This is a genomic window from Bradyrhizobium sp. LB14.3 (assembly GCF_040547985.1).
GTDB lineage: Bacteria > Pseudomonadota > Alphaproteobacteria > Rhizobiales > Xanthobacteraceae > Bradyrhizobium.
In genome coordinates, this window is record NZ_JBEPQT010000002.1 from 410,367 (window position 1) to 430,048 (window position 19,682).

At 61.8% G+C, this 19,682-nt stretch carries 21 protein-coding genes; 10 read left to right on the forward strand and 11 right to left on the reverse strand.

Going from position 1 to position 19,682, the window contains the following annotated elements; translation table 11 throughout:
• Positions 1-104 precede the first annotated feature (104 nt).
• Entirely contained in the window at positions 105-1,760 is a 1,656-nt protein-coding gene (locus tag ABIB00_RS05715; protein ID WP_247346137.1) for an acetolactate synthase large subunit, read from the reverse strand.
• 1,043 nt (positions 1,761-2,803) lie between these two features.
• On the opposite strand from ABIB00_RS05715, the gene ABIB00_RS05720 reads away from it, so the two are divergent.
• The 3 genes from ABIB00_RS05720 (at position 2,804) to ABIB00_RS05730 (ending at position 4,555) form a co-directional block, all read left to right on the forward strand.
• Positions 2,804-3,157: an MmcQ/YjbR family DNA-binding protein gene (locus ABIB00_RS05720; RefSeq protein WP_247346135.1), complete on the forward strand. Its 354-nt coding sequence runs from the start codon at positions 2,804-2,806 to the stop codon at positions 3,155-3,157.
• A gap of 81 nt (positions 3,158-3,238) precedes the next feature.
• Positions 3,239-4,111: a bifunctional helix-turn-helix transcriptional regulator/GNAT family N-acetyltransferase gene (locus ABIB00_RS05725; protein ID WP_354103666.1), complete on the forward strand. Its 873-nt coding sequence runs from the start codon at positions 3,239-3,241 to the stop codon at positions 4,109-4,111.
• A 57-nt stretch (positions 4,112-4,168) separates the two neighbouring features.
• The gene (locus ABIB00_RS05730) at positions 4,169-4,555 is read left to right on the forward strand and encodes an ester cyclase (RefSeq protein ID WP_354046847.1); all 387 of its coding nucleotides are present in this window, start codon (positions 4,169-4,171) and stop codon (positions 4,553-4,555) included.
• Positions 4,556-4,577: 22 nt separating this feature from the next.
• Here ABIB00_RS05730 and ABIB00_RS05735 read toward each other — a convergent pair whose 3' ends face one another.
• From ABIB00_RS05735 to ABIB00_RS05750, 4 genes are all read right to left on the reverse strand, one after another.
• Complete coding sequence (locus ABIB00_RS05735) at positions 4,578-5,798, reverse strand: MFS transporter (RefSeq protein ID WP_247446856.1); 1,221 nt, start codon at positions 5,796-5,798, stop codon at positions 4,578-4,580.
• Between the two features lie 115 nt (positions 5,799-5,913).
• A complete protein-coding gene (locus ABIB00_RS05740) occupies positions 5,914-6,930 on the reverse strand; it encodes an alpha/beta hydrolase (RefSeq protein ID WP_354103667.1) in 1,017 nt (338 codons plus the stop codon).
• A gap of 200 nt (positions 6,931-7,130) precedes the next feature.
• Positions 7,131-7,721 (reverse strand): DUF308 domain-containing protein, encoded by a 591-nt coding sequence (locus ABIB00_RS05745; protein ID WP_354103668.1) that lies wholly within the window; start codon positions 7,719-7,721, stop codon positions 7,131-7,133.
• 99 nt (positions 7,722-7,820) lie between these two features.
• Complete coding sequence (locus tag ABIB00_RS05750; RefSeq protein WP_354103669.1) at positions 7,821-8,405, reverse strand: TetR/AcrR family transcriptional regulator; 585 nt, start codon at positions 8,403-8,405, stop codon at positions 7,821-7,823.
• A 77-nt stretch (positions 8,406-8,482) separates the two neighbouring features.
• Between ABIB00_RS05750 and ABIB00_RS05755 the strand changes: the two genes are divergently transcribed.
• The 3 genes from ABIB00_RS05755 to ABIB00_RS05765 all read left to right on the forward strand — a co-directional run bounded on the left by ABIB00_RS05755 (position 8,483) and on the right by ABIB00_RS05765 (position 10,333).
• On the forward strand, positions 8,483-8,983 hold the full coding sequence (locus ABIB00_RS05755) for a peptide deformylase (RefSeq protein ID WP_354103670.1): 501 nt from the start codon (positions 8,483-8,485) through the stop codon (positions 8,981-8,983).
• Positions 8,984-9,219: 236 nt separating this feature from the next.
• Positions 9,220-9,654 (forward strand): Xre family toxin-antitoxin system antitoxin, encoded by a 435-nt coding sequence (locus tag ABIB00_RS05760; RefSeq protein WP_354103671.1) that lies wholly within the window; start codon positions 9,220-9,222, stop codon positions 9,652-9,654.
• Between the two features lie 97 nt (positions 9,655-9,751).
• A complete protein-coding gene (locus ABIB00_RS05765) occupies positions 9,752-10,333 on the forward strand; it encodes a hypothetical protein (RefSeq protein ID WP_354103672.1) in 582 nt (193 codons plus the stop codon).
• 114 nt (positions 10,334-10,447) lie between these two features.
• Here the strand turns inward: ABIB00_RS05765 and ABIB00_RS05770 are convergent, their stop codons facing one another.
• The 4 genes from ABIB00_RS05770 to guaA form a co-directional block, all read right to left on the reverse strand.
• On the reverse strand, positions 10,448-12,382 hold the full coding sequence (locus tag ABIB00_RS05770) for a DUF3732 domain-containing protein (RefSeq protein ID WP_354103673.1): 1,935 nt from the start codon (positions 12,380-12,382) through the stop codon (positions 10,448-10,450).
• Positions 12,379-12,864: a three component ABC system middle component gene (locus ABIB00_RS05775; protein ID WP_354103674.1), complete on the reverse strand. Its 486-nt coding sequence runs from the start codon at positions 12,862-12,864 to the stop codon at positions 12,379-12,381. The genes ABIB00_RS05770 and ABIB00_RS05775 overlap by 4 nt, the downstream gene beginning before the upstream one ends.
• Positions 12,861-14,072: an ABC-three component system protein gene (locus ABIB00_RS05780; protein WP_354103675.1), complete on the reverse strand. Its 1,212-nt coding sequence runs from the start codon at positions 14,070-14,072 to the stop codon at positions 12,861-12,863. Before ABIB00_RS05780 ends, ABIB00_RS05775 begins: the two co-directional genes overlap by 4 nt.
• 260 nt (positions 14,073-14,332) lie before the next feature.
• Positions 14,333-15,931: a glutamine-hydrolyzing GMP synthase gene (gene guaA, locus ABIB00_RS05785; RefSeq protein WP_354103676.1), complete on the reverse strand. Its 1,599-nt coding sequence runs from the start codon at positions 15,929-15,931 to the stop codon at positions 14,333-14,335.
• Positions 15,932-16,079: 148 nt separating this feature from the next.
• Between guaA and ABIB00_RS05790 the strand changes: the two genes are divergently transcribed.
• The 3 genes from ABIB00_RS05790 to ABIB00_RS05800 all read left to right on the forward strand — a co-directional run bounded on the left by ABIB00_RS05790 (position 16,080) and on the right by ABIB00_RS05800 (position 17,341).
• On the forward strand, positions 16,080-16,451 hold the full coding sequence (locus ABIB00_RS05790) for a nuclear transport factor 2 family protein (protein ID WP_354103863.1): 372 nt from the start codon (positions 16,080-16,082) through the stop codon (positions 16,449-16,451).
• Positions 16,452-16,539: 88 nt separating this feature from the next.
• Positions 16,540-16,872: a DHCW motif cupin fold protein gene (locus ABIB00_RS05795; RefSeq protein ID WP_354103677.1), complete on the forward strand. Its 333-nt coding sequence runs from the start codon at positions 16,540-16,542 to the stop codon at positions 16,870-16,872.
• A 259-nt stretch (positions 16,873-17,131) separates the two neighbouring features.
• On the forward strand, positions 17,132-17,341 hold the full coding sequence (locus tag ABIB00_RS05800) for a cold-shock protein (protein ID WP_007592195.1): 210 nt from the start codon (positions 17,132-17,134) through the stop codon (positions 17,339-17,341).
• 104 nt (positions 17,342-17,445) lie between these two features.
• Here the strand turns inward: ABIB00_RS05800 and ABIB00_RS05805 are convergent, their stop codons facing one another.
• Complete coding sequence (locus tag ABIB00_RS05805; RefSeq protein ID WP_354103678.1) at positions 17,446-18,747, reverse strand: RsmB/NOP family class I SAM-dependent RNA methyltransferase; 1,302 nt, start codon at positions 18,745-18,747, stop codon at positions 17,446-17,448.
• A gap of 47 nt (positions 18,748-18,794) precedes the next feature.
• Positions 18,795-19,217 carry an MAPEG family protein gene (locus tag ABIB00_RS05810; protein WP_247346033.1) on the reverse strand — a complete coding sequence of 141 codons (423 nt, stop codon included), beginning with the start codon at positions 19,215-19,217 and terminating at the stop codon, positions 18,795-18,797.
• Between the two features lie 180 nt (positions 19,218-19,397).
• On the opposite strand from ABIB00_RS05810, the gene ABIB00_RS05815 reads away from it, so the two are divergent.
• Complete coding sequence (locus tag ABIB00_RS05815; protein WP_502917789.1) at positions 19,398-19,667, forward strand: hypothetical protein; 270 nt, start codon at positions 19,398-19,400, stop codon at positions 19,665-19,667.
• Positions 19,668-19,682: the final 15 nt, after the last annotated feature.

Consider the following 19,682-nt stretch of genomic DNA (forward strand, 5'->3'; position numbering starts at 1 on the left):
GATTTGATTTGGGAGGGATTCTTGTGCCTGCCAATATATCGTAACACGATATATATCAAGGAATGGCTGCCATGATCCTCCGAGACCATTCGATGGCCTGGGCGCTACTTCTCCCGCGCCCGCAACTCGTCGACGAGCACCCGCACATTCTCCGAATAATCGATCGGGATCACGACCAGATGCACGCCGCCTTCCTTGAAGGCGGCATCGAGCGTCGGAGCAAAACTGTCGATGCTCTCGATTCTATGTCCCTTCGCCCCATAGGCCTGCGCGTACAGGACGAAATCGGGATTGCCAAAGGTCATGCCGAAATCGGCAAAATGGTCGACGGCCTGTTTCCAGCGGATCATGCCATAGGCGTTGTCCTCGAGCACCAGCACGACCAGGTTGAGCTTGAGGCGGACGGCGGTCTCCATCTCCTGGCTGTTCATCATGAAGCCGCCGTCGCCGGCGACCGCGAGCACGCGGCGGTCGGGATAGAGCATCGCGGCCATCATCGCCGACGGCAGGCCGGCGCCCATCGTCGCCAGCGCGTTGTCAAGCAGCAGCGTGTTGGCGACGCGGGTGCGATAGTTGCGCGCAAACCAGATCTTGTACATGCCGTTGTCGAGCGCGACGATACCGTTCTCCGGAATGACCTGCCGGATGTCGTGCACGATGCGTTGCGGCGTCGGCGGCCAGCGCGCTTCAGTGGCGCGATCGGCGATCCGGCCGAGAATCGTTTCGCGCAGCGGCAGCAGCGCGGCGGCTTGCGGCAGCTTGCCTTCGAGCCGGTCGGCGAGCAGTTCCAGGCTCGGGCCGACGTCGCCGACGACTTCCGCATCCGGAAAATACACCTGCTCGACGCTGGCCGGCGTGTAGCTGACGTGAATCACCTTCGGGCCCGAGGGCCCCATGATGAAGGGCGGCTTCTCGATCGGGTCGTGGCCGATCGCGACGATCAGATCGGCGGCGTCGATCGCGTCATGAACGTAGTCGCGTTCGGACAGCGCGGCAGTGCCCATGTAGAGATTGGTACCGCCCGGCACCGTGCCCTTCCCCATTTGCGTGGTGAAGAACGGAATGCCGGTCCGCCGCACGAAGGTCGCGATGCCGTGCGTCGCGCGCGGCCGGCTGGTCGCAGCGCCCATCATCACCAGCGGGTGCTTCGCAGCCAAAATCATCTCGGCAGCGCGATCGAGCGCGGCGCGATGGGCGACCGGGATCTCGATCGGATGAACCGGGATCATCGGGACATCAGGCACTTCATCGCCCGCGATGTCCTCGGGCAATTCGAGGTGCACCGGCCCCGGCCGCTCCTCCATCGCCACGCGAAACGCATCGCGCACCACAGTCGGGATGCTGGAGGCGCTGATGATCTGCCGCGACAGCTTCGTCAACGGCTTCATGGAGGCAACCACGTCGACGATCTGGAAACGCGCCTGCCGGCTGCTCATGATCGGCTTCTGGCCTGTGATCAAAATCATCGGCATCGCACCAAGATGCGCATACGCCGCGCCCGTCGACAGATTGAGCGCGCCCGGACCGAGCGTCGAAAGACAAACACCGGGCTTGCCGGTCAGCCGCCCGTACGTCGCGGCCATGAAGGCCGCGGCCTGTTCATGGCGGGTCAGGATCAGCTCGATCCTGGAGGTACGGAGCGATTCGACCACATCGAGATTTTCTTCGCCGGGCACGCCGAAGATGCGGTCGACGCCTTCGTTCTCCAGCGCGGCGACAAACAGGTCCGATCCTTTTGCTTTACGCTCCTGCCCACTCATGTCGCCTCCCGGTCACAATGTCGGCTCCCGTGTTCCACGGCAGCGGAGGCATGGTAACGGTCCGCAGCGCAGGCACAACTCACAAAGAGGCGCGCAGCTGCATCATCCCTGTCATCGCGAGCACAGCGAAGCAATCCAGACTGTCGCCGCGGAGAGATCCTGGATGGCTTCGCTGCGCTCGCAATGACGGAGTGTGGCGACAACGCTCCTCCCTCTCGTGTCCCGGACGCGGTGCGGCACGCAGTGACGCTTCGCAGAGCCAAGGAAGCTACGCCCATCGCTGTTGCACAGGCCCCGCCTCCAGCGCACCGCGAAGAGGCGCTGCGCTGCGTCTGGGGCACGACCATCGTTGAAGGACTGGCATGGGCTCGCATCCTCGCGGCATGTTCGCCCGAGCTTTGCTTTGCTTCATCGCCTTGCCCTCTTATGAAAGAGGGCGCAGGGAAGACCGGGTGCCGGCTGGCACCCACGGTCCACTGTGCGAAAGTTGCGCTACGAAAAGCTGCACAGCGGCATACAGGTGAAGCCAAACAACCGGCCTTCCCTGCGCAGCGGTTTTACGGCTTATGCCGTGCTCTCCCCGGGGAGCGATGCACTATTGCCCCCGTCGCCTCACAGATGCGCGGACCCGGTCGGGCCGCCACATCACCGCAAGACTTGACGCACAGACCCCGGGCGTCAGGACGACACGGTTTTGCCGTACGCGAGAGCGCACCGGTCGTGTGCGCGACGCCTTCGCTCACGGTTGCCCGCCCTGCGAAGCCGTTCGCGCCGGTGTGCCCAGCGTCCGCCGCCGCCCGGCCCGCGTTCGTGACGATCGCGATACGCCCCTCTTCCTTGGGCCGGAGTGAGGCGACACATACGTCGTTTCCGAATTTCGGTAAAGTGGAATATTTTTGATGGCCGGCATCGACCAACGGATGGCGTGTTTTGCCGACGGGCAACACAAAGTCTTGTAGCCCGGCGCCCTCACCTCGCCATCAGGCTAATCTCCGTGACGAGGCGGCGTTGCAAGCCGCGTGCGCCGTGCTATCGCTTGGGCGATGACTCCCAAAACCTTCGAAACCCGCTGCCTGCACCTGCCCGCTGTCACCAAGGTGGTACAGTGGGAGGGCACCTCCGTGTTCAAGGTCGGCGGCAAGATGTTCGCACTCGGCGGCGGCTTTGCCGCGCGCTCCGGCGGCTACATGTTCAAGGTCTCGAACATGGCCTATGCCATGCTGATCGAGCACGGCCTCGCGCGGCCGGCGCCGTATCTGGCGCGCGCCAAATGGGTGCAGCTCGTCGGCAACAGCGCACTGTCAGACGCCGAGCTCACAACCTATCTGGCGCAGGCGCACACGCTGATCGTGGCGAAACTGACGCGGAAGTCCCGCAAGGCGCTGGGCCTGGACTGAAGCGCGGCCGCTGCTGAGGCTGCTGAAGCGAGGGCCTGCAGTGATTGACTTCGATAATATGCCTGACTAAAGTCAGACATCATGCTCGACCCTGTTTCCCGCGTCCGCCGCTTCAACCGTGCCGTCACGTCGGCTGTCGGCGCGCTCGATACGTCATTCCTGGGACGCGGGCGGCCACTGGGGGCGGCGCGCGTGCTCAACGCGATCGGGCACGGGCGGTCGGACGTGGCCGAGATTCGCGACTATCTCGGCCTCGATTCCGGCCTGATGAGCCGCCTGCTCCGCAGCCTCGAGGACGAAGGGCTGGTCGAGACCATTGCGCATGAAGATGATGCGCGCCGCCGCGTGGCAACGTTGACACGTGCGGGCCGGCGCGAGTTCGCGGCCTATGAGGCGCTGTCGAATACGCAGGCCGAGAGCTTTCTCGCCCAACACTCGCAACGCGAGGCGCTGCTGGCGGCGATGGATTTGATTGCCTCCGCATTGACGCGCGAGCGCGTCACGCTGGACGAGATGGATCCACGGAGCGAACAGGCCCGTTATTGCCTCGGCGAATATTATGGCGAGCTCGGCCGCCGCTTCAAGCAGGGCTTTGACGTCTCGCTGTCGCGCGATCCTGACGCCAAGGATATGCGCCGCCCGCGCGGCACGTTCATCATCGCGATCTCGGACACGCTGCCGATCGGCTGCGTCGGGCTCAAGGGCACGGATCACGGCTATGCCGAGATCAAGCGGCTGTGGGTCGCACCGGCAGCGCGCGGATTGCGGCTCGGCCGGCGCCTCATGGAAATGACCGAGGATGCTGCGCGCGGGCTCGGCATCAAGCTGCTGCGGCTCGACACCAACAGCGCCCTGGCGGAGGCCGGCCAGCTCTACCGAGGAAGCGGCTGGACCGAGATCCCCCGCTTCAATGACGATCCCTACCCGGACCTGTTCTTCGAAAAACGTCTGTGAGCGCCGGCGCCGATCGCCCTGTTGCCGCGTTATGGCCGGAGCCGCAGGAGCAACGCCATGACCAGGTCCGACCTCGCCGACATCTACCGCGACTACATCGCCTGCCTGAACCGGCGGGATTGGCCCGCCCTCGGACAGTTCGTCCACAATAACGTCGCCCACAATGCGCGACCGTTCGGACTATCCGGCTATCGTGCCATGCTGGAGCAGGATTTTCGCGCAATTCCGGATCTGCATTTCGACATCGAGCTGCTGGTCTGCGATCCGCCGCAAATCGCCGCCCGGCTGAAGTTCGATTGCACGCCGGCTGGAACGTTTCTGGGGCTGGATGTGAACGGCAGGCGCCTGTCCTTTTGCGAAAACGTGTTCTATCAATTTCGTGACGGAAAAATACGGCAAGTGTGGTCCATCATCGACAAGCGCGCGATCGAGGCGCAGCTCTAGCGCTGCGCCTCGATGAACCTGCTTACGCCGCCGCCGGCGCCACCTCCGCTTGAGGCTTCGCGAACGGCCTGAAATTCATCGCCATCAGGAAGGCGCCGAGGCCCATCGCCCAGGAGGCGATGTAGAGCCAGGCGTAGCTCGAGAACGCATCGTAGATCAGGCCGCCCGCGAGCGGGCCCGTGGCCATGCCGAGGCTGCCGGCCATCGCAGTGCCGCCGATCACCGTACCCATCATCTTGAGCGGAAAGTTCTCGCGGATCAGCACCGCGTAGAGCGGCATGGTGCCGGCATAGATGAAGCCGAAGACGGCCCCGACCGCGTAGAACGTCGCAAGCTGATGCGCGAAGACATAGGCGAGTGCGCCGAACGCCTGCAACAGCAGACCCGAGACCAGCACGCGCTTGGCACCGAAGCGGTCGCCCATCAGGCCGAAGGCGATGCGCCCGCCCATGCCGGCAAAGCCCTCGATGCTGTAGATCGTCACTGCCGCAATCAGCGGAATGCCGCAGCTCACGGCATAGGAGACAGTGTGGATGATCGGGCCGGAATGCGTGGCGCAGCAGAAGAAATTGGTCGCGAGCAGGATTAAAAATTGCGGCGAGCGCAGCGCTTCCGTCAGCGACATTTCCCCTTGCGGCGCACCCTCGCCCGCAGGCGCGGCCACGGCGTGCGCGAGCGCCGGCGGGGGACGCACCAGGAACGAGACCGGGATCATGATGGCGCCAACCACCAGCGCCACGATCTGCATCGAGGTGCGCCAGTCATGGCCGGAGACGAGCCAGGCCGCGAGCGGCGCCATCGTCATCGGCGCCATGCCCATGCCGGCCGACACCAGCGACACCGCGAGGCTGCGATGGGTGTCGAACCAGCCGGTCACGGTCGCCATCATCGGCGCGAAGATCGCTGCACAGGAGGCCCCGACCAGAAGGCCAAAGACGAACTGAAACGCCAGCAGCGAGGTCGCGTGGCTCGCGGCGAACAGGCTGACGGACAGCACCGCCGAGCCCGTCAGCACCACCGGCCGCGGCCCGAACCTGTCGCTCAGCGTGCCCCAGGCCATGCTGGTGCAGGCCATCGCCAGAAAGCCGATTGTCATCGCGCTGGAAATGCCGGTCACGGACCAGCCGGTGTCCTTTGCAATCGGCTGCAAAAACACCGGCAGCGAAAACATGCCGCCGATCGCGACGCAGCCGAGCAAGCCGCCCGCGGCGACGACCACCCAGCGATACGAGGAAGAGTTCATTTTGGTCTCCCGTCAGGTCTGTCTGGGTGGAAGACGAATGGGAACTGCTCGCGGCGACAGCCGGCACCACGGCATCGGAGCAATTTTTTCGGGACCGGCCGCGCTCACGCTCCGCCTAGTTCGCCAGTCCCTGCTTCCCGATCCAATCATTGATGAGCCTGGCGACGTCGTCCGAATTGCGGTCCATCATCATCATGTGGGTGTTGCCCTTGATCCCCATCTTGGGCAGCTCGAACGTATCGACCTTGCCGCCCGCCGCCGCGACCGCCTGGCCCCATTTGGTCGGATTGACCACGAGCTTGGACCAGACCGGGACCTTGTCGAGGAAATCACCCCATACGATCAGATGCGGCACGCCCTTGAGTTTCGCAGCATCGGCCTTGGCCGGATCGGGTGCCCCCGACGGCTCGACGGTGATCAGCGCCTTCACCTTGTCCGGCGCATTGAGGGCGGCGGTGAAGCCGAAACTGCCGCCTTGGCTGTGAACCAGGATGATGCACGGGCACACCTTCTGCACCAATGCATCGTAGGCTTTTTGCGTGGCCGCGTCATTGGTGGCCCAGCGCGGAATGCCCTGCTTGGCGAACTGGTCGAACGCCTCGATCGGGAATTGCTCGCCCTCGAATGCCTCGCGCTTGCCGCCGACCTCGTAGCTCGGCCCGATCCGGAACAACTCCCATGCTTCCTTCTTGGGCCGGAAGAACGGCTCGCTCTTGAAGATCTCCGGATAGCGCGCCCAGGAGGCGCGGCCGCGCTCCACCGCATCCGAGACGTAGACGTCATAGCCCGCATTCAGGAAGAACTGCTGCCAGCCCGGCTTGCCGTCGGGCTTGGTCTCCCATGTCACCCCCGAAAGGCCGCCGCCGTGCCAGAGCAGCAGCGGCAGTTTCGACTTCGGCGCTGCCTGCTTGACGAATTGAACGTACATCTGCTCGACCTCGAACTCGCCGTTCGGATCGACCTTGATCGGCGGAGCGCCTGGCGAGAACACAATCTCCTTGGAAGGAAGCCCGCTCAGCGTTTCGGTGTGGCCGCCGACGTGAAAGCCGCCGACTTCCTTGACCAGATAGTCGGCCGCGGCCGGGGTCGCGGCTGCGATGGTCGCCGCCAGCGCGATTGCGATTGTGCGCATGAAGCTCTCCTCCGACTCTTGTTGTTGGCGCATTGTCCTCAACAAAAATGCGGAAAACAACCCCATGCACAGTAGACGGCCCCTGCGGGATCAATGGCTTACGATGCGAGTAACTTGCGATTCCAAGAACTTCCGATGCTAAGCCGCGAATTGACTCGTCGGGCAAAACATCAGCATGATGTCATCATCCCGCCATCGCATCATCGCTGCTGTGTCCTCTTGACGCTATGGTGCCATTCGCTGACGGTCAACCATACCGCCGAGACCAGGAAGTAGAGCGCGCCGACAGCAGCATAGCCCGCGACATTCGCGATCGATGGAGACATCGGCGTCGTGGCCTGAAAGATGAAGAAGCCGCCTGCGAGCGCCGACTGGGCCCCGCTGAGCACCATGGCCCATTGCGCGCCAAAACTCCTCCAGCGGCGGATGGCCGTCCCGAGCTGGAGCAGTCCTGACAGGATCGCCCAGGCCCCGAACACTCCGAGCACCCGGTTCATGCTCATCTGCAAGGCAACAAGCACCGCGACGGTGGTCGCCAGGCTGACCACGACGTTCAGAGCCTGCGTGCGGTTTTGAGCGAGCCCGCCGCTGCGCAACGCGTCGACCAAGTTGGCCGCGGCGTCCCATGCCGGGTAGAGCACGAGCAAGGCTCCCGCGATCACCGGAGATGACGGCCCGACGGCAAACGAAGCTCCGACCCAGGCGACCGAGAACGCCGCCCGGATGAAGTAGTAGAACTTCAGCCATCGCTCGCGATCGGCACGAACGAGATCCAATTGATGATACGCCATTCTACCCTCCTTTACCTACTAGTTGGTAGTCTTTCGCCGATAGCAAGGCGCCTCGCCCGGCTTGGCTGCCGGGTGTCGTGGTCGTCTCGCCGATGTCTCTCAATGTCTGGTGGACAGCCGATCCAGCAGCGGGGTGGTGATCACACCGAACATTTTTGGATCGCCATAGGCGCGCGCCGACAGCATCGCGCCGTGAATGGTCGCCATGAAGCCTTCAGCCTCGACCTTGGCTGTGCCGGAGAGTTTGAACCGCCCCTTCCGCTTGCCGCGCTCCATCACCGATGTCAGCCACGAAGCCAGCGAACGGAAGTGCGCACGGACTTCGAGCGCGACTTCCTCCGGCAAGATCGGAAGCTCGCTGGCAAGCAGCGCGCACACGCAGAACGGTGCCGTCGCATCATTGATGCACGCTTCCCAATACGCGACATAGTTTTTGAGCTGATCGCGCGGATCAGGGACATTGCGCTCGAGCGCCGACAGTCCCGCCTCGGCTCCGGCGCGGTAGCGCGACACGAGGGTGCGGACCAGATCGACCTTGCTGGCGAAATGGTGGTGGATGCTCGGCTTGCGGATGCCGACAACATCGGCCACGTCGGCGTAGCTGAAGCCGTTATAGCCGCCCGCGATGATCAAGGTGCGCGCGCAGGCGAGGATGTCGTCGGCAGTCGAGGAAACATTGGTCATGGCCGACTAGCTACCTTCCAGTTGGTAGGGCGTCAAGAACGGGATGCTTCAACCATCCGTGAGTGGTAGGAGCCTGCATGACCATTCGCCCGATCGTCCGCTATCCCGACCGCCGCCTCACGATGCCGGCTCGCCCCGTCACTGCATTCGACGCCGCCTTGCGCGAGCTTGCAGCGGATTTGCTTGAGACCATGCGCGCCGCGCCCGGCATCGGCATCACGGCGCCGCATATCGGCGTGCCCTTGCGCGTCGTCGTGCTCGAGCTCGACGCCAGGGAGGGCGCGCGCACCTACGTCAATCCGGAGATCGAATGGGCCTCACCCGAGATGATCCTGCATCGCGAAGGCAGCGTCTCGATGCCCGGGGTCAACGACGAGGTCCAGCGCCACGCCCGCGTGCGGATCAGCTATTGGGATCTCGACGGCAACATGCAGAGCGAGGAGTCGGAAGCCTTGCGCGCCGTCTGCCACCAGCACGAGATCGACCAGCTCGACGGGATGTTCTGGATTCAGCGGCTGTCGCGGCTGAAAAGGGAGCGGCTGATCAAACGGTTCGAGAAGACCGGACGGAATTCGTAGGGTCCGCGATACTGGCGAGATATTTCGCCGGCGGCTTCCCAATCACCACGTACAATCACAACAGGTGCTTTATCGCAGCATTGACGCAAGCGTGGGTTTGAAGTGTCTCACACGAAGGTGCGACGGTTGAGCACCGGCGGTCGAAGGAATGGCAGTGCGTAATGCGAAGCCGGCGTTAAGCGGCATTGACGGCGTCCATCTGAGGCATATCTTTGCCTCAACTGATACGAGGTCCCGTGAGCAGCCAAGGTACCATCCTCGCCAACCTGCTCGGCATCAAGTCGAGAACGCCCGAGACGGCACTCGCGCTGGCCATTTCCGTGGAAAAGGGGCTGCCGGTGTCGGCGCTGGACAAGTTCGCCGGGCGCATCTCGCCGCTCGACGTGCGCGGCTTTGCCTATCGCGTCGTGCCGAAGCCGACCCTGGAACGTCGCCGAAAGCAGAAACAGCATCTAACGACCGACGAGAGCGACCGGTTGGCGCGCGTTGCCAAGGTCTTCGCCTTTGGCCTCGAAGTCTTCCGCGACGAAGCGAAGGTGCGCGACTTTCTCAATCGGCCGCATCCGATGCTGGATGACAAGGTCCCGCTGGAACTTGCCCTCGCGACCGGTCCCGGCGCCGATGCGGTGGTGAATCTGCTCGGGCGCGCGGCCTATGGCGGCGGCGTCTGACCGTGCAGACGAGCGATCGCATTCTATCCAGCGGCCTCTGTTCAGAAATAGATGAGCATTTTTGGGAATTGCGCTAGAGCGGCGGAAAGGAGTTGCCGTGGTATCATTCAACAATTTTCTTTCGCTTGACCCCGACGCCGTAGAAGTGACGCGAGAGTTGGCCGAGAACGCAGATCGTCAAAGATCTGCGTTCATGTCCTTCGTGAATACTTGGATGGCATTCAACGGTTGGATGGAGGCTGTCACAGAAGCGAACAACGACGCTCAAATGATAACTAGCCTAGCCGAAAACAGAAGGATGATTACTGCTTACGACAGCTTGATGGATCAACATCAACCCTTTCGTCGACGAGTAGTCACCTTCTCCGAACGCTGGCCGGTAGTAAATGTTCGAGACGCTCGGAAGAAATTGGGGCGCGATGTGCTTTTTCGACTCTCGCGTGAGGATTTTGCAAACGAATGCAGGCTGCAAGATGTTAGATTTCACCCGGCTGGCTGGACCGACGGCGACATTCCAACTTGGCCTCAACTTCTTCGGACCATCTATGCAATCCGCTGCAATATGTTCCATGGCGCCAAGTCACCGCAAAATGCTCGTGACCGCGAATTAGTGTTGCACTCCGACCGAATTCTCAGAGCATTCATCGATCGAACCCGCTGCTTCGAGTGGCACGACTAGAGGGTCGGTAAAGACAAAAAGAGCCAGCAATCCCGTCTTCGAGTGTGATGTGTTTCGCTACGCTCTGCCCATCCTACCCGCTACGCGACGATTCGATGTCGTTGATATTCGTTGTCACACGCGCGCTGGCCAGTCTGGCGGAATCAATTTTTCCTTGGTCTGAGAAGTCCATCGGCCTCGAATCGCCTTGACGTAATCGGGATCGTCGCCGATGTACGCGTGTTCGATAAGGATGATCTGAAGACCTTTCCGACGCGCCGTTTCATCAAAGATAAAGCGAACAATCTTGCGCATAGCTGCCCTATCGCCGTTGTTGGCCATCTCCTCTAGCGTCTTTTCGTCGCCTCCTTCCGGATAATAGGGACGACTGATCTGATCGATTACAATGAGGCCTGGAATAGGCGCGTTGATGCCTTCAAAATGCTTCTGGAGCGAGAATGCGAGCGCAAGATGAATAGCGAGATAATTTTGGTCCGACCCTACTTCTGCAAGAGTGAGCGCAGCACGGCGAACCGGCTCGATCAAGGTGACCTTTGGGCTGGCAAAGAACAGCAAACGGGAATTTGTTGCCGGCACCTCCGTCGGCAGTTCAGACAGCATTTCCGTCGCGTAGTTGCTGACTATGCTCTCAGCGTCTCTGAGGCGGCTTCGTTTTGCCTCAGGGTCAACTTTTTCCTGAAGGTCTGCAATATCGCCTCGAAGAGAAGCAAGATTGGTCGAGGGATCATCAGAGTCCTGCGCTGTCATTTCGAGGAACTGATGGACTCTGCCGACAACCAGCGCTCTCTCCTGCGCTAATGATGCCGTTTTCGTCGCGTCTTCTCCCTGGCGGATTATGGCGCTCACCTGAGCCTCGACCTCCCGAAGACGGTGGGACTTGGAACCAATGTCGTCGTCAAGGCGGGCAGCTTCACTGGCCAATTCTGGACGCAGCCTGCTCACTGCCGTGACCTCCTCACGCACGACTGCCAGCGAGGAACGGATTTCATCAGCCATGGCTCGTCCAACCGTATTCTCAGCTTCGCATACCGGGCATTTCCCACTGTCGAGTTTCAGATATTGAACCAACGCTAGCTTGTGGGATTGTCCGGAAACTGCCGTCTCGTATCCGGATGCCTCATTGATTGCCTGCTTGAGCGCGCGACGTCTCTCGCGCCTTCCTTGCAGCTCCCTCACTAGGCCTAGTCGCTCCGATTCCAAGGCCGCGAGTTCATCGCCGTCTGGCGCAGAAACTTCTGCAAGGTTTGTGTCACTCACCTTTTGGAGCTGGCCCAGAAGCAACGGATCTGAAGTATCCCCCCCGGGCGCTAACGCTAAGCCGACAGCGGCCGCTTGAGTAAGGAGGGCCATAGACCGTTCCGTCATACGGCTTCGGCTACGCTCTCGGGCCTCTGCCTCACGCTCGAGGCGACCAAGGACAGCCTCCAACTGCCGCAACTTGCGCTCCGCGAGTACGCTTTCCTGGTCCACAGCTCCCAAGAAGAACGGCATCGTCGTTTTGATGTCGCGAGCCTTCTCGGGACGATTCATATCGTGTAGCAGCGTTGTCTTGCTGATGATGACATCCCCCGAGAGGAACAGGTAGGGCGTGATGTCTCTGACGGTAGCTCGTCCTTTTTGAAAAGTCTCCGAAGCGCTCGGGTTCTCGACATCGCCGATTCCGAACGCTCGCTCGATTATGGAACGGGCAGTGTCACGATTGGTCGGCCCATTCAGGCCCTCGATGTTCTCAGGAAGCGAAAGGTGCCGGCCGGTACTGACGAACATCTGTTCGGTACCCTTGCCCGCCCTTGGGATGTTTCTACCGACAATGAGATGACTTTCGCCCCCAACCCAATGTGCTGCGACTGCGAGCGCATGTTCTCGAACGTAGAACGGAAGCCCACAGCTTGATGAACCAAGACAGTAGTCTATTGCATCGATGATGGCCGATTTTCCCGTTCCGGACGCTCCGGTGATGACATTGACCTCATCAGGCCGAAAGCCGACGATCCTGCGTCTGCCCTCGACACCGTAGAAGGCAATTTCAAGAAGATTCCAACGGATCACGGCAAAACTCCAAATGCTGAGAAAATTGATCCTGTCGTACCGGCTCCCGCCATCCATGTGCCCAGCCGTTCAGCACGTCGGATGACCTGCTTAGATTCGCGCGGAAGCCGTTCCACATGCGACTTGGCCGGCACGTCGCTTCCGAGCCCGATCACGCCGCCCTTGCCTAGTTCCAGTGCCCGCGAAGTAAGCCCCAGCTTGACCGCGGCCGAAACGATCGGAAGCGAAGCATCCAGTCGCGCGCCAAGATCCAGACGAATTTCGGGATACCTATTTAGCCAAGCAAGAAGGCCCGTTCTTGAGTTTGTATCTGAAAAGGAAGTCTGGGTGTCTCCAGACAATGCAATGGGTATCGCCAAATACACCAGCCCGACTGCAGGCGCCGTTTCCGACGTATCCCAAAAGCTCCGGCAGAAGCCTACAATGGTAAAGACCCCAAACGCCGGATTCGTCTCTGCGAAGAGGTCATACGCGACATTCATTCATCGAACCCTAAGAGCTTCCGATAATTGGGATGCCAACCTACGTTCCCATTTACTGACAGCACCTGGTACGTACCCCTGACGTAGTATGGCGAGACGATTTTAGGCGCGATCGGCTCTAAATCTTTAGGCGCCGTGTAATGGCTCCAGTTCAGAAGCTCTAACCCCTTACCTTTGAGTGCTTCATCCGGTGCTTCGGCGGATCCGCCACAAATATCACCATGCCGGTCCGACCATTCCTCTACGAGCCGATCGTCGTACTTTATGATGATGTCGTGCCTAGCTGGATTCTCTCGCGACCATCGGGAGCGCTCCTCGCGCGCGCGCCACTCCTCTCGAACGGCTCGCCGCAGCTCGATGCTCCCCCCACCCACCAGCGATATCTGGCGCTCGATCATGCTGTCGAACTGATACGAAGAAGGATGGGTTGCTGTCGCGAAAGCGCTTGTGAGTTGGTCCAGCTCGATCGCGCTGACGATCTCCATGTAGCGCGTTACTAGCTCGAACCGGGACACGCCAACCTTCCGCTTCTTGGTCAGAAGGTCTAAGATTTGGCCGCCCCACCACTCAACGAGCTGCCTAGCGACTTGCGCTCGTCTACTGCGAACCACAGTCGTCAAGCTCCCGGCGAGTAAGTCCTCAATCTTGGAGATATTCGGCTGCTTCGGCTTTATCCGGGCTCGTGAAAGCAGTGTGCCCTTCGCCTCTTTGGAAAGACTAAGAAAAGCTTCGCATGCCGTAGCTCGTTCAGCGTGAGGGAGAGGCGTTTTACCTGCAATCGCTGCTTCGGCTCGCTCTTGCTTAACTCGCTCGGCCTCTTCGTTCAACGCGTCCAATAGATCGTTTCTGTCGATACCATCATCAAGCAGCGCCTCGAGAGGCGAACCCTTTGAGATGTCCGCGACCGCCACGAGATGAAACCATGTGCGAGACAAGTCGAGTGCGTGTAACACGTCGATCCATGCCTTCAAGGTCTTCCACAGCTGCAGGCTTGCAACTGTGAGCGAAGGCGGCTTTGCTTTCAAAGAATGCTTGAGTTGCTCAAGGAGAGTATCGCCATTGGCGACCAGAACGACGTCATCGAGCGTTTCAAGATAAACTACGGCATCATCATCGGCTTCATGCCACAATAGCACCAGCGCGTATTGCGCCTGGTACAGGAAGCCCAACGCAGCGTCTTCGGCGCTGTGCGCGTTCTTCGTGGTCAACCCCGCCCTCCGGCCTCTTGAGACAGATGCTAGCGGGCAGTTTCGTTGTATCGTGAGGCATATGCAATCGGACTACGTCGATATCGACATACAATGTGCAGTCGGCCTGATCGGTTCAGCTGCCTTATAGTCCGAAAGTTCAAGGCCGAGAGCAGCTTTCGCATTGCAAAAGAGGATCCCAATGCTGCTCAACGGAACTCAAATCAGACGGAACGGCAGTGAAGATCGCCGCCGACGATGCCCCTATTGCCGCATCCCCCTTACTCCCACTCAATCGTCCCAGGCGGCTTGCTCGTCACATCATACACCACCCGGTTCACGCCCTTCACCTCGTTGATGATGCGCGTGGCGGTCTCGCCGAGGAACTTCATGTCGAACTGGTAGAAGTCCGCGGTCATGCCGTCGGTCGAGGTGACGGCGCGCAGGCCCACGACGAAGTCGTAGGTGCGGCCGTCGCCCATGACGCCTACCGTCTTCACGGGCAGCAGCACGGCAAAAGCCTGCCAGATGTCGTCGTAGAGGCCTGCTTTCCGGATCTGGTCGATGTAGACGGCGTCGGCCTGGCGCAGGATGTCGAGTTTTTCGCGCGTGATGTCGCCGGGGCAGCGGATGGCGAGGCCCGGGCCCGGGAACGGATGGCGGCCGACGAAGATTTCGGGCAGGCCGAGCTCGCGCCCGAGCTTGCGCACCTCGTCCTTGAACAGCTCGCGCAGGGGCTCGACGAGCTTCATGTTCATGCGCGCAGGGAGGCCGCCGACATTGTGGTGCGACTTGATCGTCACCGAGGGGCCGCCGGTGAAGGAGACGCTCTCGATCACGTCGGGATAGAGCGTGCCTTGGGCGAGGAAGTCGGCGCCGCCGATCTTCTTGGCTTCCTGCTCGAACACCTCGATGAAGAGGCGGCCGATGGTCTTGCGCTTGGTCTCGGGGTCGGTGACGCCTTCGAGCTCGCCCAAAAATTGCTTCGACGCATCCACGTGCACGAGCGGGATGTTGTAATGGTGGCGGAACAGGTCAACCACGGTCTTGGCTTCGTCGAGGCGAAGCATGCCGTGATCGACGAACACACAGGTGAGCTGGTCGCCGATGGCTTCGTGGATCAGCACGGCGGCCACGGCTGAATCGACGCCGCCGGAGAGGCCGCAGATCACCTTGCCCTTGCCCACCTGCGCACGGATCTTCGCGATCTCCTCCTCGCGGAAGGCGCGCATCGTCCAGTCGCCGGAGAGGCCTGCGATCTTGCGGACGAAATTGCGGATCAGTTTTGCGCCGTCGGGCGTGTGCACCACTTCCGGGTGGAACATCAGGCCGTAATATTTGCGCGTCTCGTCCTGGATGATCGCGAAGGGCGCGTTCGGTGAGGTGCCGGCGACGGAAAAGCCCGGCGGCATCTTTGTGATGCGGTCGCCATGGCTCATCCAGACCTGGTTCTTGCCGCCTGACGACCAGACGTCCTCGAACAGCTTGCTCGCGGCTTTGACCTCGACATCGGCGCGGCCGAATTCGCGGTGATGACCGCCCTCGACGGTGCCGCCGAGCTGGGCTGCCATGGTCATCTGGCCGTAGCAGATGCCGAGCACGGGCACGCCCGAATCGAAGATTGCTTGGGGCGCGCGGGGCGAGCCCGCCTCATGCACCGACTCAGGGCCGCCGGAGAGAATCACCGCCTTCGGCTTCATCTCCTTGAAAGCTTGTTCGGCCTTGTTGAACGGGACGATCTCGCAATAGACGCCGTCCTCCCGCACGCGACGCGCAATCAGCTGCGTCACCTGGCTGCCGAAGTCGACGATGAGAATCTTGTCGTGCGCCGAGGCCACTGAGAGCGTCGACGCGGAGCGGTCGTTCTGTGCTGCTGTCATGGCAAGCAGATACGCGACGGGGGCTTTTCCCGCAACCGCGCGGGCCGCGCGCCCACATTCTTCTTTGGGTATGGACAAATGGATTTAGGTAAGTATTATTGACCTAATATGTCCCGGCGCTCACCAGGGGCCGATCAGGGAGGACGTCATCCCACCGCATCATCAGCCGTCGAATCTCGCCGCGCTCGGCCGCACCTGGGTCGAGGCCTGGAATACTGCCGATCTCGAACGCGTGCTCACGCTCTATGACGACGAGGCCGTGATGACCTCGGATCGCATCCCGGCGATGGGATTCGAGCCGGATGGCACCGTGCGCGGCAAGGACGCTTTGCGCGCCTATTGGGGAAAGGCGCTCGGGCTGTTGCCGAACCTGCATTTCTCGTTGATCGAATTGTTCGTCAGCCCTGATAGCGTGGTGGTGTTCTACGAGAACGAGCGGGGCAAGCGGATCTGCGAGTATTTGCGGGTGAACGCGGCGGGGCTGATCGTGCAGGGCTCGGCTAATCATTTGGCGCCCTAAGCCTATCCTCGTCATTGCAATGACGGAGACTGTGGCGAACGCATACGCTAACAACACCGCCGCCGGCACCACGACCAGGACCCCCACCATGAAACTCCCGACGTCCCCCTTCACGGTCACCGACTGGAGCAAGGTCACCTCCACCACGCATCCCGGCGAAACCGGGCAGGCCCAGTGGCGCACGCTCAACATCGGCGATCTCCGGGTGCGGATGGTCGAGTATTCACCGGGTTATCTCGCCGACCATTGGTGCGATCGCGGCCACGTGCTCTACGTGCTGCAGGGCGAGCTCGACAGCGAGCTGCGCGACGGCCGCACGTTCAAGCTCACGGCGGGGATGAGCTACCAGGTCTCGGATTTCGGCGACGCCGCGCATCGGTCCTCCACAGCGACCGGGGCAACGCTTTTCATCGTCGATTGAGGCCTCCCGGGTGGCTAATTTGCACCGCAAAATAGCAAATCAGCGCGAGATCCCGAACCACGGGTGGTGCCTTGAAGTGGCCCCAAAATCTCGCTATATTGTGATCATCGATACTTGGCCGAACGACTGGGCCGCTTCGCTTCGTTGCTGACGGGCGCGCACGCTTCAGATGAATTCTCCAACATCGACTGATGAGGACTATGGACGCAATGTCGCGTTCCGGTCTGCGTGTTAACTTCTCAAGCAAAGGAAATTCCCCATGGCTATGGGCACCGTGAAGTGGTTCAACAATCAAAAGGGTTTTGGTTTCATCCAGCCGGATGACGGCGACAAGGACGTGTTCGTGCACATCAGCGCCGTCGAGCGCGCCGGCCTCTCGACCCTCAACGAGGGCCAGAAGGTCTCGTTCGACATCGTCGCCGATCGTCGCAGCGGCAAGTCCTCCGCTGACAATCTCCGCGTCGGCTAATCGCCGCGCAACAGCGCTCTGACCACGGACGTACCGGTTAGAAGCGTTGAGACAACAGACCCCGCGACCGGTAACGGTTCGCGGGGTTTTTGTTTTGAGTGGATCTAGCCAGATTTCTTTAGCAGCGAGACGAAGAACCCGTCCGTGCCCGTCCGCCGCGGCGTCATCAGCCATCCCTCAGGCGATTGCAGCGCGGCCTGCGCAAACTCCTCCGCCTTGTCCCAGAGCACACTCGCGGTCTGCTCGGGTGGCACCACCGCGAATTCGGGATGGCGGCCGGTGAACGCCCTCACCTGCTCGCCGTTCTCCTCGGGCAGCACCGAGCAGGTGATGTAGGCGATGCGGCCGCCGGCCTTGACCAGCGGAACCGCGCGATCGAGCACCGCGGTCTGGTCCCTCAGGCGAATCTCCAGTGCCCCCGGGCGCATGCGCCATTTGGCGTCGGGGTTGCGGCGCCAGGTTCCGGTTCCCGTACACGGCGCGTCGATCACGACAAGGTCGGCGGTGGCGCTGATGTCGGCCAGCGGATCGGCCTCGCCCTTGGGCGTGCGCACATCGGCATTGTGGACGCCGGCGCGCGACAGGCGCTCGTGAATGGGAACAAGCTGCCGCTTGTCGCTGTCGGTTGCGATCAGCCGGCCCTTACCCTGCATCATCGCGGCGAGCGCCAGCGTCTTGCCGCCGGCGCCGGCGCAGAGATCGATCACCTGCTCGCCGGGTTTTGCCGCAGTCAAAGCGGCCGCAAGCTGCGATCCCTCATCCTGCACTTCAATTGCGCCCTTGATGAAATCCTCTTCCGAATGGACGCCCGGGTTGCGTGCATCGGCCGAAAGCGCGATGCGCAGGCCGGTTGCGGACCAATGCGTCGGTTTCGCATGAAGATGAGCAAGCGCCCCCAGCACCTTGTCGCGATTGGATTTTAGCGTGTTGACGCGCAAGTCGAGCGGCGCCCGGCTCGCCATCGCGGCGGCCTCCGCCACGCGGTCCTCGCCGAACGCTTTCGCAAAGTATGGATCCAGCCATTCCGGATAGTCGCCGGCGATTGCGGCCGGGGCGTCCTTCAGCGAGCGCGCGGCGAGCGCGGCCTGCTCGGCGTCGGTCAGCGGCGCGGGGGCAAAGCGGCTGCCGTCGAACAATGCGGCCATGGTGGCCGCGTCCATGTTGCGCTCGAGCCGGAGCATGCCGATCAGCCGCGCCCGCGCGGTGTCGGCATCCATCAGGAACGCACTCGAGGCATAGCGGCGCAGCACGTCCCAGACGAGGCCGGCGATCGCGGCGCGGTCGCCGGAGCCGGCGAAGCGGTGCGCAGTGCCCCACTCCTTGAGTGCCTTGGCGGCAGGAACGCGGTCCTTCTCGATGGTGTCGATCAGTTCGATGGCTGCGGACAGCCGGGCAGCGGGAGTCATTTCAAATCTTTCAGTGAATCCTGCAGATCAGGATTGGCGATTAGCGCCTAGATCAGCAACAGCATTTTCAGCGCGAAGTAGATCCACATCGCCAGCAGCACGAGCACGCCGGCGAGCCAGATCGTGGAGCGCGGGCCGAGCTGGTTCGAGGAGACGAATACGCCGGCATGGACGAACCGCGTCGCCACGAACACCCAGGACATCAGCACGATGAAGAGATCGGCATGGCGCAAGGGAAGCGCCAGCGCGATCAGGACATAGAGCAGCACCGGCAGCTCGAACTGGTTGCGGTAGCAATTGGCGAATTGTGTGGCGCCCTGCGGCCAGTTGGGCTCGCCCAGGGCAATGTCGCGGCTCTTGGTCTCGCCGGAGACGAGCGCGCGCCGGCGCCCCAGCGCCATGGCGATCAGGAGCGCGAAGGTGAGACCGACCTGCACGAAGACCGGCAGCAAAACCATTTGAATGGACATCGGAATTTTCCCGGGATCTTCCCATCCGGCGGAAGGCACAGCTAGCGTCCATTAGCCGTCACCGCTGTTCCTGACAATCAACGAGTTGAACCGGCGTTCCCGATGAGGCGACCAACTGTCGATAGGCCTCAATTCACTGGTGATGAACTCAGGGCTCGCCTTCGAGCCGAGCAGTTCGAGATGTTTGCGCATATCGACCTGCGCCGGATCGCCAGCGGTCACGTGCACCAGCGGCGCGACTTCACCTGGCGCCACACCCACCACGTCTGGGCGCCTCAGCCGGCTTCAGGGATCAACGACGCGCGCCAGGACCGGATCGCGATCAAGAAGGTCGGGCTCGCGGAGTACCGCTTCCAGCCCGACAGCTTTGAGGTCCGCCATGTCAGGGCGGCCGGCCAGGTCGACGTCGACATCGAGGAGCTGTTCGCCCAGATGGGCGGCGAGCACTAGCTCGCCGGCCGGTGT